Annotated in this window: 9 protein-coding genes; all 9 read left to right on the top strand. The window is 68.3% G+C overall.

The features are described 5' to 3' along the window. The coding region (locus tag BIS11_RS03985) for a HAMP domain-containing sensor histidine kinase (RefSeq protein WP_253585751.1) at nt 1–1,060 on the top strand (1,060 nt) is incomplete at its 5' end. Continuing rightward, the gene (locus tag BIS11_RS03980; RefSeq protein ID WP_253424101.1) at nt 1,050–2,978 is read left to right on the top strand and encodes an alkaline phosphatase family protein; all 1,929 of its coding nucleotides are present in this window, start codon (nt 1,050–1,052) and stop codon (nt 2,976–2,978) included. The genes BIS11_RS03985 and BIS11_RS03980, both read left to right, overlap by 11 nt. A gap of 99 nt (nt 2,979–3,077) precedes the next feature. Next, nucleotides 3,078–4,910 carry a bifunctional diguanylate cyclase/phosphodiesterase gene (locus tag BIS11_RS03975; RefSeq protein WP_253424105.1) on the top strand — a complete coding sequence of 611 codons (1,833 nt, stop codon included), beginning with the start codon at nt 3,078–3,080 and terminating at the stop codon, nt 4,908–4,910. Beyond that, nucleotides 4,907–5,872 (top strand): phosphate/phosphite/phosphonate ABC transporter substrate-binding protein, encoded by a 966-nt coding sequence (gene phnD / locus BIS11_RS03970; protein WP_253424108.1) that lies wholly within the window; start codon nt 4,907–4,909, stop codon nt 5,870–5,872. Before BIS11_RS03975 ends, phnD begins: the two co-directional genes overlap by 4 nt. A gap of 70 nt (nt 5,873–5,942) precedes the next feature. Beyond that, the gene (phnC, locus tag BIS11_RS03965; protein ID WP_253424111.1) at nt 5,943–6,773 is read left to right on the top strand and encodes a phosphonate ABC transporter ATP-binding protein; all 831 of its coding nucleotides are present in this window, start codon (nt 5,943–5,945) and stop codon (nt 6,771–6,773) included. Continuing rightward, nucleotides 6,770–7,597, top strand: a complete 828-nt coding sequence (gene phnE, locus BIS11_RS03960) for a phosphonate ABC transporter, permease protein PhnE (protein ID WP_253424115.1) — start codon at nt 6,770–6,772, stop codon at nt 7,595–7,597. Before phnC ends, phnE (BIS11_RS03960) begins: the two co-directional genes overlap by 4 nt. A 23-nt stretch (nt 7,598–7,620) precedes the next feature. Then, entirely contained in the window at nt 7,621–8,436 is an 816-nt protein-coding gene (phnE, locus tag BIS11_RS03955; RefSeq protein ID WP_253424118.1) for a phosphonate ABC transporter, permease protein PhnE, read from the top strand. A gap of 85 nt (nt 8,437–8,521) precedes the next feature. After that, nucleotides 8,522–9,037: a C40 family peptidase gene (locus tag BIS11_RS03950; protein WP_253424121.1), complete on the top strand. Its 516-nt coding sequence runs from the start codon at nt 8,522–8,524 to the stop codon at nt 9,035–9,037. A 288-nt stretch (nt 9,038–9,325) separates the two neighbouring features. Next, on the top strand, nt 9,326–10,987 hold a 1,662-nt coding region (locus tag BIS11_RS03945; protein ID WP_367399197.1), incomplete at its 3' end, for a putative bifunctional diguanylate cyclase/phosphodiesterase.

Genomic DNA, 10,987 nt, shown 5'->3' with positions numbered 1-10,987 from the left:
CCAGCTGGCGTCGCGCTCGCTGTGGGACCAGCGCCTGCCGGTGACCGACAACCGCCAGGTCAGCGCGCGCAGCGTGACCGGCCCGCGCGCTCAGCCGCTGCGTGTGGTGGAGCGCGACATCTACCTGGCGCCGCTGTCGTCACCGCTGCACGTCAGCGTCGCCGCCGACGAAAGCGCGCTGCGCGACGATATACAGCGCTTCCAGCGGCTCTTGTGGCTCGGCATTCTCGCCCTCGGGGCGCTGCTGCTCGGCGTGCTGGCGCTGCAGGTGCGCTTCGGGCTGGCGCCGCTGCGGCGCATGAACGCCAACCTGCGCGAGGTCGAGAAGGGCGCGGCGAGCCGCATGGACACCCGCCTGCCCGAGGAGCTCGCCACCCTGGCAAGCTCGATGAACGCCGTGCTCGCCCGCGATCAGCGCCTGATCGAGCGCGGCCGCCATACCGCCGGCAACCTGGCCCACGCCCTGAAGACGCCGCTGTCCGTCATGCGCCTGCAGCTCAAGCAGCTCCCCCCGGAGAGCGCCGAACGCCTGGGCGTGGAGCTTGCGCGCATCGACGCCGCCGTGCGCCATCATCTGGCCCGCGCGTCGGCGGCGGGCGAGGGGCTGGCGCTCTCGCCCATCGCTCTCGACGCCACGCTCGCCGGGCTGCTCGAGGGCCTCACACGGCTGGCCGCCCGCCGCGGCATCACGCTGAGCCAGCGCTGGCAGGCGCGCCCTCGGGTACGCATGGACGCCCAGGACGTGCAGGAGGTGATCGGCAACCTGCTGGACAACGCGATCCGCTGGGCGAGCGCTGACGTCACGCTCTGCGCCGAGGTGCACGGCGAGACGCTGACGCTGCGGGTCAGCGACGATGGCCCGGGGCTCGATGAGGAGCAATGCCAGGCAGCGCTCGCCCGGGGCGCGCGGCTCGACGAGCAGCGCTCGGAGAGCGGCCTGGGGCTTGCCATCGTGGCGGACCTGGTCGCGCTCTATCGCGGCGAGATGGCGCTCTCCCGCGCTGCGGCCGGCGGGCTCGAGGTCTGCCTGACGCTTCCGGTGGTGAGCCATGAGCGCTAGCGCCCAATCGCCCGCCCAAGCGCTGCCCGAGGTGCTGGTCGGCCCGCTGCTGCGCCGCCTTTCCCCGCAGCGGCTGGTGATGTGGCTGGTCACCTCGCGGCCGCTGTCGCTCTCGCTTGCGCTGTACCCGGGGGAAGAGCCGGTGCGAGAGATCGACCTGGCGGGCTCGATGCGTTTCATCGCCATCGGTCGTCACGCCTTCATCGCCCTGGTCGACGTCGCCCTCGACGACCCCCTGCCCGTGGAGGTGCGCATTGGCTACGACCTGCGCGTCGGCGCGTCGGGGGCTGCGCGCTCGATCGCCGAGTGGGCGCCCTGGCTCGCCCAGGAGGGCGAGACGCTGCCCGCCTTCGTGCTCGCCGGGCGCCACCACCGGTTGATGCACGGCTCCTGCCGCAAGCCCCATCATCCCGCCCCGGACGGGCTGGTGCGCGCCGACGCCTGGCTTGGCGAGCACAAGGCAAGCCCTGGCGAATGGCCGGCGTGGCTTCTGATGACCGGCGATCAGGTCTACGTGGACGACGTGGCGGGCCCGACGCTTGCCGCCGTGCACGCGCTGATCGCGCGGCTGGGGCTTTTCGACGAGCAGCTCGAAGGCGCCACGGTGGCGGATAGCCAGGCGCTCTACGCCGCGCCCGAGACCTACTATCACCGCGAGCAGCTGCTGCCGGACGTGACCAGCAACGCCGCGCTTCGCGAGCGCTTCTTCGGCGGGGTGAAAAAGCCGGTGTTCACCTCCGCCAACGCTTCGAACCACCTGATGACGCTCGCCGAGATGCTCGCCATGTACTGCCTGGTATGGTCGCCGACGCCCTGGCGGGTGATCGAGGTGACCGCGCCCGCGCTCGCCGACAAGGAGGCCGCCATCTACCGCCAGGAGCAGGCGACGATGGACGCCTTCGTCGCGGGGCTTTCGCCCTGCGCACGCCTGCTGGCACACCTGCCGAGCCTGATGATCTTCGACGACCACGACGTCACCGACGACTGGAACCTGACCGCCGACTGGGAGCGCTGCGCCTACGGCCACCCGTTCTCCAAGCGCATCATCGGCAACGCCCTGATCGCCTACCTGCTCTGCCAGGGATGGGGCAACGACCCGGACAAGCTCGCGCCCCTGGTCGACGTCGCAGGCCAGCTGCTCGACGCGGGCGACGAGACGCTCGATGCCCCGGCCCAGGATGCGCTGATCGAGCGGCTGCTGCGCTTTCAGGGCTGGGAGTTCCAGGTACCCGGCACCCCGGCGCTGATCGTGCTGGATACCCGCACCCGGCGCTGGCGCAGCGAGCGAAGCCCCAAGCGCCCCTCGGGGCTGATGGACTGGGAGGCGCTGATGGAGATGCAGCAGGCGCTGCTCGACTGCCCCAGCGCGGTGATCGTCTCGCCGGCACCGATGTTCGGCGTGAAGCTGATCGAGGGGGTGCAGAAGCTCTTCACGCTCGCAGGCAAGCCGCTGGTGGTGGATGCCGAGAACTGGATGGCGCATCGCGGCGCGGCCAGCGTGCTCCTGCAGATCTGGTGTCATTCGAAGACACCGGGCAACTACGTGATCCTCTCCGGCGACGTGCACTACTCGTTTGCCTACGACATCGTCGTTCGCCGCCAGACGCGCCCCCCGCACCTGTGGCAGATCACCTCCAGCGGCATCAAGAACACCTTTCCGGCGCGGCTGCTCGATATCTTCGACCGGCTCAACCGCTGGCTCTACGCGCCCTGGTCGCCGCTCAACGGTTTCACCAAGCGGCGCAAGCTCGCCGTGATGCCGCGCGACCCGAGCAGGGCGCAAGCCGGCGAGCGGCTGGTCAACGCCAGCGGCATCGGCTTGGTCAGCCTGGACGAGCAGGGCCGTCCGCAGGATATCCGCCAGCTCGATGCCCAAGGCGGCGAGGTGAGCTTCCCGCCGCCGGAGGTGCGGCGCTAGGCGCGTGTCACGAAAGTGTCATCCCGATGTCGCAAGCTGCGCGATGATCGTTTTCATCGGCTGTTAGCGCACCACGGCGCTCTACAAGGCACCCGCTCCATGACTTCCCAAGACGCCCACTGGCTGAGCCGCATTCTCGACGGCGACGAGCTCCACGTGCTGTTCCAACCCATCGTGGATGCCAATCGCCAGGCGGTGTTCGGCTACGAGGCGCTGATTCGCGGCCCCGAGCACTCGCCGCTTCACTCCCCGCTGCGCCTGTTCGACGTGGCATTGCAGGCAGGGCTTCTGGTCGAGCTCGACCTCAAGTGCCGCCAGCTCGCCATTCGCCGCTTCGTCGCGCTCGACCTGCCCGGGCGGCTGTTTCTCAACGTGATGCCGCTGACCATCGTCGAGCGCGACTTCGAGGAGGGGCTGACGCTCGGGTTTCTGCGCGAAAGCGGGCTCTCCCCGGAGCGGGTGGTGATCGAGCTCACCGAGCACGTGCCGATCCACGACTACGCGCTGATGCGCCAGGCGGTGGATCACTACCGCGACATGGGCTTCCAGGTGGCGCTGGACGACCTGGGCGCCGGGCATTCGAGCCTGCGCCACTGGGCGGAGCTGCGCCCGGACTTCGTCAAGCTCGATCGCCACTTCGTCGCCGGTATCGACCAGGAGCCCGCCAAGCGCGAGTTCCTGCGCTCGATCCTCGACGTGGCGCGAAGCCTCGACTGCCAGCTGATCGCCGAAGGGGTCGAGACCGCCGCGGAGCACCTGTGCCTGTGGGAGCTCGATCGCGGGCTGTCGCTGCTGCAGGGGTTCTACTTCGCGCGGCCCACCCGGGAGCCGCCGCACACGCTCGCCCTGCAACTGCCGGCGGCGGGCGGTGCGAGCGGCGCAGGGCGCACCGCCCGGGCGATCACCCGGGCCATCGAGACCGTTTCGCCCGGCGATTCGATCCCGGCGCTGGTCGAGCGCTTTCGCCAGCAACCGACGCTGCGCTGCGTGGCGGTGGTGGAGGAGGGCCGGCCGGTGGCGGTGGTGCGCCGCAACGCCTTTCTGACGCTGTTCACCAATCCCTACAGCCACTCGCTCTACGCCAAGCGCAAGGTGCTGGAGGTGGCGGATGCGCGCCCCTTGATCGCCGAGGCGGACACGCTGCTCGAAGTGCTCAGCCAGCAGCTCACCGACAGCCACGACATCGAGCAGGAGGATTTCGTGATCGTCGATCGCGGGGCGTACCTGGGCATGGGCAGCATCGTCGACCTGCTGCGCGAGATCACCGCCATCCAGGTGCGCCAGGCGCGCCACGCCAACCCGCTGACCGGGCTTCCCGGCAACATCCTGATCAACGAGACGCTGACCCGCACGCTGGAGAAGGGCGAGCCCTTCGCGGCGGCCTACGTCGACCTGGACAACTTCAAGGCCTACAACGACGCCTACGGCTACGCCCGGGGCGATCAGGTGATCATCGCGCTGTCGCGGCTCCTGCAGGCCCAGGTGGAGAGCGCCGGCGGGTTCATCGGCCATATCGGCGGCGACGACTTCATGATGCTGCTGCCCATCGAGCAGTGGGAGGGCATCTGTCGCCAGATCCTCGACGCCTTCGCGGTGATGGCGCCGGGGTTCTACGCCAAGGAGGACCAGCGCCAGGGCGGGGTGAGCGTGGAGAACCGCCGCGGCGAGCCGGACTTCTTTCCTTGGGTGAGCGTGTCGATCGCGGTCAAGCCGGTGCACGAGAACGACCGCTGCCGGGCGCTCGAGATCGCCGCCCGGCTCTCCGAGCTCAAGCACCAGGCCAAGAAGATCGCCGGTAACAGCCTGTTCGTCGAGCGCCGAAGAGGCGACGCCTCGCCCGCCGTCATCGAGGCGTCATGCAAGTGTCGCGGCGCTCTCACCTTGGCTTGCCAGGATAGCGAGACTTCCAACCATGTCTCGGGTGATGCATGACGACCTTGTCCCTACGCCGTACCCTCGTGAGCGCCGCCGTCTGCGGTGCGCTGGCCTTCATCGCGACGAACGCCTCGGCGGATCTCTCCGCGCGCTATACCGACAGTGACGGTGACATGGTCGCCGACATTCCCCAGGACGCCGCCGAGTGGGTGGACCCGGACACGCTGGTGTTCGCCTACACGCCGGTCGAGGACCCGGCGGTCTACGCCGAGGTGTGGGCGGACTTTCTCGATCACCTGAGCGAGGCCACCGGCAAGCGGGTGCAGTTCTTCCCGGTGCAGTCCAACGCCGCCCAGCAGGAGGCGCTGCGCGCCGGGCGCCTGCACATCGCCGGCTTCAACACCGGCGGCGTGCCGGTGGCGGTGAACTGCGGGGGCTTCCGTCCGTTCGCCATGATGGCCGCCGAGGACGGCAGCTACGGCTACGAGATGGAGATCATCACCTACCCGGGCAGCGGCATCGAGACCATCGAGGATCTCGAGGGCCGCCAGCTGGCGTTCACCTCGGAAACCTCCAACTCCGGCTTTCGCGCGCCGTCGGCGCTTTTGAGCTCCGAGTACGGCATGCAGGCGGGCGAGGACTTCGAGCCGGCCTTCTCCGGCTCCCACGACAACTCGATCCTGGGCGTGATCAACAAGGACTACGACGCCGCCGCCATCGCCAACTCGGTGGCCACGCGGATGATCGCCCGCGGCGTGATCGACGAGGGCGACTTCGAGGTCATCTACACCTCGGACACCTTCCCCACCACCGGTTACGGCCTGGCCCACAACCTGGACCCGGAGCTCGCCGACAAGATCCAGGAAGCGTTCTTCAGCTACGACTGGGAAGGCACGCCGCTCGAGGCGGAGTTCGCCAACTCCGGCGAGGCGCAGTTCATTCCCATCACCTACGCCGATCAGTGGTCGGTCGTGCGCACCATCGCCGACGCCACCGACGTGACCTACGACTGCGACTGAACGCATTTTCAGCCCCCTTTCGGCCGGAAGCCCGCCTTCCGGCCGAAGGCCGTATAGACGAGGCACTTCCATGCTCACACTCGAAGGCGTCGGCAAGCGCTACCCGACCGGGGACCGCGCCCTGAGCGACATCGACCTCACGCTGCCCAAGGGCCAGGTGATGGCCCTGATCGGCCCTTCCGGGGCGGGCAAGAGCACCCTGATCCGCTGCGTCAACCGGCTGGTGGAACCCAGCCAGGGCAGCATTCGCCTGGAGGGCGACGAGCTGACCGCACTCTCCGGCGCCGGGCTCAGGCGGGCGCGCCGTTCGATGGGCATGATCTTCCAGGAGTACGCTCTGGTCGACCGGCTCTCGGTGATGGAGAACGTACTCTCCGGGCGGCTGGGCTACGTCGGCTTCTGGCGCAGCTTCTTTCGCCGCTACCCGGAGCAGGACGTGCGCGAGGCGTTTCGCCTGCTCGAGCGGGTCGGTCTCGAGCACGCTCTCGACAAGCGCGCAGACGCCCTCTCCGGCGGCCAGCGCCAGCGGGTGGGCATCGCCCGGGCGCTGCTGCAAAGCCCGCGACTTCTGCTGGTCGACGAACCGACGGCGAGCCTCGACCCCAAGACCTCGCGCCAGATCATGCGCCTGATCCGCGAGCTGTGCGCCGAGCGGGGCCTGGCCGCGATCATCAACATTCACGACGTGGCGCTGGCCCGGCAGTTCGCCGACCGCATCGTCGGGCTCAACGCCGGGCGCATCGTCTTCGATGGCGCCCCGAGCGAGCTGACCAACGACATCCTCACCACCATCTACGGCGAGGAGGAGTGGGACACCCGCGTCGAGCCCGAGGCGCCGGCAGAGGAGCGCCCGGCGCCACCCCGGGCGTTCGATGCCGCCCTGAGCGGAGCGGTGCGATGAGCCTGCACGCAAGCGAAGGGCGCCTTCGAGCGGCGCGCCAGGGGCAGTGGCGGCGACAACCGTTCATCACCGGGGCCGGGCGGCGCTGGGCGCTGGCGGTGGCCGTGCTCGCCTACCTAGTGCTGGCACTGGGCTCCGTCGACGTCAACTGGGCGCGGGTCGCCGAGGGGGCGGGGCGGGCGGTCAACTTCCTAGCGGCGTTCACCCAGCCGGACTTCACCAGCCGCCAGGGCGACATCATCGACGGGCTGATCGAGAGCCTGACGATGACGCTCACCTCCACGGTGATCGGCGTGCTGCTGGCGATTCCCGTGGGGCTGGGGGCTGCGCGCAACATCGCGCCGCTGCCGATCTACGCGCTGTGTCGGGCCATCATCGCGGTGTCGCGCACCTTCCAGGAGATCATCATCGCCATCCTGTTCGTGGTGATGTTCGGCTTCGGGCCGCTGGCGGGCATGATCACCCTGGCCTTCGCCACCATCGGCTTCATGGCCAAGCTTCTGGCCGAGGACATCGAGGACCTGAACTGGCGCCAGGTCGAGGCGGTGCGCGCGACCGGCGCCGGCTGGTGGCAGGTGATGAACCACGCCATCCAGCCCCAGGTGATGCCGCGCTTGATCGGGCTTTCGATGTACCGGCTCGACATCAACTTCCGTGAATCCTCGGTGATCGGCATCGTCGGCGCCGGCGGCATCGGCGCGACCCTGAACACCTCGCTCAGCCGCTACGAATACGGCACCGCCGCGGCGATCCTTCTGATCATCATCGCCATCGTGCTTGCCAGCGAATACGCCTCCAGCCACGTTCGCCGCTTCACCCAGTAACCGCCGCGCCCAAGGAATTCGCCATGCCCGTCTCGACCTCCTCCGCTGGCCTGCCGCTGTGGCAGCGGCGTACCACCGCCGCCCAGTGGCTGCGCTTCGCCGCCTGGCTGTTCGGGCTGTGCCTGTTTCTGCTCTGCTGGAAGGTGATTTCCGACAACACCATGTGGGTGTTCGTGGAGGACGCCGGCCGCCAGGGAAGCGACCTGCTCCGGCGCATGCTGCCGCCGCGCTGGGAGTACGCCGAAAAACTCTGGCGGCCGATGTGGGACACCCTCAACATCGCCACCCTCGGTACGGCGCTGGGCGTGCTGATGGCCTTTCCCGTGGCGTTTCTGGCCGCGCGCAACACCACGCCGCACCCGCTGGTGCGAAGCCTCGCGCTCATGATCATCGTCTCGTCGCGCTCGATCAACTCGCTGATCTGGGCGATGCTGCTGGTCACCATCGTCGGCCCCGGCGTGCTCGCCGGCATCATCGCCATCGCGCTGCGCTCGATCGGCTTCGTCGGCAAGCTTTTGTACGAGGCGGTCGAGGAGATCCACCCGACCCCGGTCGAGGCGATCAGCGCCACCGGGGCGAGCCGCCTGCAGGTGATGAACTACGCCGTGCTGCCCCAGGTGCTGCCGGCCTTCGCCGGCATCAGCCTCTACCGCTGGGACATCAACATCCGCGAGTCCACCGTGCTGGGGCTGGTCGGCGCCGGCGGCATCGGCCTTGCGCTCAACGCCTCGATCAACAGCCTCGCCTGGAGCCAGGTCAGCGTGATCTTCGTGATGATCTTCGCCACCGTCATCGTCTCCGAATGGGTCTCGGCGCGGGTGCGTCGCGCCATGATCTAACGCGCCAAGTGTATGATCCAGTGGCGAATCGCAAGCCCTTGGGCCATGATGAGGGCACCCCGAAACGCCACCGGTCGAGTGCTCCATGTCCCACGCTCTCTCGCTGTTCACCCCGCGTCACGCCGTCTTGCTGCGCCCTTTCGCGGCGCTTTTCACCCTGTTGCTGCTGGCCGGCTGCGCCAGCAAGGAGATCGCCACGGCGCCCGGGCCTGCCCCTGGCGCCATGGCGGGCATCTCGATGGAGCGCGCGCTGATTCTTTCCCACGCCCAGCAGGCCATCGGCACGCCCTACCGGTTCGGCGGCAATACGCCGAAGGGGCTCGACTGCTCGGGACTGGTCGAGATGACCTACCGCGCCGCCGGCATGCGCGTGCCACGTACCGCCGACGAGCAGTACCGGGCGCTGCCCGGCACCGACACGCCGCGCCCGGGGGATCTGCTGTTCTTCGGCAGCGGCTCGAAGGCGACCCACGTGGGCATCTATCGCGGCGACCGGCAGATGATCCATGCCCCGGGCAGCGGGCGCAAGGTGGTCAGCGTGCCGCTGGACGTGGCGTACTGGGAGAAGCGCTATCTAGGCGCGGCGGCGCTGGCGCCGTGAAATACGCGACGCCTCGGTGGCTCGATCGACGCGACCGATCGCGATGCTCGGATAATGCCAATAAGGGTGGCCTATAGACGTGGGCTATGGCCATAATGAATTCTACCTAACGCTGTACAGGTTTTGTCGGATAAAGTAGTCGAGCGCACGCCGAGTGCGCTGATGATCCGAACACTAGACTCATGACCGCTATATTGGTTGAGCAAGACGATAAAGCGCTCGCGCGATCTTCCATCAACAACAACCGTCGCGCGCCGCCCGCTATTCGATCTGCCTAAGGAGCAGTCATTGGCCCAGCAACATCGCGACCTTGCGCCGTCGCCAAGCGACGCTTCCCTGTCGGTCGTCGTCTCCAACGCCGTCTTTTCGCTCGGCGAAACGGCTTTTGGTCATGCCAATGAAGCCATCATCGTCACCGATGCGGCCAACCGGATCCGCGACGTCAACCCGGCGTTCTGCGAGCTGACGGGGCTTTCGCGTGCTGCGGTACTCGGCCACCGCCTCGAGTCGTTCAGCATCCTCGCGCTCGAGGATGGCCGGCCGTCGCGCCTGGCCGGCGACGTCCAGCTGCGTGATCGCAGCAAGAGCCAGGTGAGCTACAAGAGCCACGACGGGCGCTTCTACCCGGCGATGATGTCGACCAACCGGGTGCGCGACGAGCAGGGACGGGTGACCTGCCACGTCATCGTGCTGTCCGATCTCTCCGCCATTCCCGCTCACGCGCGCCACCTGAACCGTGAGATCTACTTCGATTCGCTCACCGGGCTTCCCAATCTGCAGCTTCTGACCCAGCTGATCCAGGAGTCGATCCAGCACGCCGAGGCGAGAGACCTGCCGCTGGCGGTGTGCTCGCTGGACATCGACCACTTCCAGGTCCTCAACGAGCGCCTGGGCGCCCAGGCCGCCGACACGCTGCTCGCCGCCTTCTCCCAACGCGTCAGCCACCTGCTGTTCGGCGACGACGTGCTGGCCCGGGTGGGCGGCGACGAGTTCGTGCTGCTGCTGCACCACGGCGTGGACGAGGCGTACTTCGAGGCGCTGCTGAACTCGATTCGTCAGCCCATGGTGATCGATGGTCACAGCATCTACCTGACGGTGAGCCTCGGGGTCACGCTCTACCCCGACGACTACGCTCAGGGCGACGTGCTGCTGCGCCATGCCAACCAGGCGATGTATCGCGCCAAGCAGCGCGGCCGCGACACCTACCACTTCTTCGACCCGGACCAGGACCGCCTGCTGCAGGCGCGCAACGAACAGCGCCAGCGCTTTCTCGACGCGCTCGACAGCGACGAGCTGCGCCTTTTCTACCAGCCGCAGGTCGACATGCGCAGCGGTCGGGTGGTCGGGCTCGAGGCGCTGGTGCGCTGGCAGCATCCCGAAGAGGGGCTGCTCTCGCCGGCGGCGTTTCTGCCCATCGTCGAGAGCACCCCGCTCGAGGTCGACCTGGGCGAGTGGGTGCTGGGCGAGGCGCTGCGCCAGCTCGCCGAGTGGCAGAAGGCGGGCACGGCGCTGCCGGTGAGCGTGAACATCAGCCCGTCGCACCTGCTGGTGAAGGACTTCAGCCAGCGGCTGTCGGCGTTTCTGGCCACCCATCCCAACGTCTGCCCCAGCCTTCTCAAGCTCGAGGTGCTGGAGAGCGCGGCCATCCACGACACCCAATCGGCATTGGTGAACATGGCCTGCTGCCAGACGCTGGGCGTGGGGTTCGCCATCGATGACTTCGGCACCGGCTTCTCGTCGCTGACCCACCTGCGCCAGCTGCCGGTGAATCTGATCAAGATCGACCAGAGCTTCGTGCGCGACATGCTCGTCGACCAGGACGACATGGCGATCGTCGAGAGCGTGATCTACATGGCCAACCGCTTCAAGAAGCCCATGATCGCCGAGGGGGTCGAGACGCTGGCCCACGCCGAGGCGCTGCTCTCGCTGGGCTGCGACCTGGCCCAGGGC

The sequence above is a fragment of the Halomonas sp. 707D4 genome (genome assembly GCF_024158685.1).
Lineage (GTDB): Bacteria > Pseudomonadota > Gammaproteobacteria > Pseudomonadales > Halomonadaceae > Vreelandella.
The sequence above is the reverse complement of the archived record's forward strand: the minus strand, read 5'-3'. Positions and strand labels throughout refer to the sequence as shown.

Coding starts and splice junctions, on each gene's coding strand:
- phnE (WP_253424115.1), top strand. CDS start 6,770: ATGAGCCTGCACGCAAGCGAAGGGCGCCTTCGAGCGGCGCGCCAGGGG.
- phnC (WP_253424111.1), top strand. CDS start 5,943: ATGCTCACACTCGAAGGCGTCGGCAAGCGCTACCCGACCGGGGACCGC.
- BIS11_RS03980 (WP_253424101.1), top strand. CDS start 1,050: ATGAGCGCTAGCGCCCAATCGCCCGCCCAAGCGCTGCCCGAGGTGCTG.
- phnE (WP_253424118.1), top strand. CDS start 7,621: ATGCCCGTCTCGACCTCCTCCGCTGGCCTGCCGCTGTGGCAGCGGCGT.
- phnD (WP_253424108.1), top strand. CDS start 4,907: ATGACGACCTTGTCCCTACGCCGTACCCTCGTGAGCGCCGCCGTCTGC.
- BIS11_RS03975 (WP_253424105.1), top strand. CDS start 3,078: ATGACTTCCCAAGACGCCCACTGGCTGAGCCGCATTCTCGACGGCGAC.
- BIS11_RS03950 (WP_253424121.1), top strand. CDS start 8,522: ATGTCCCACGCTCTCTCGCTGTTCACCCCGCGTCACGCCGTCTTGCTG.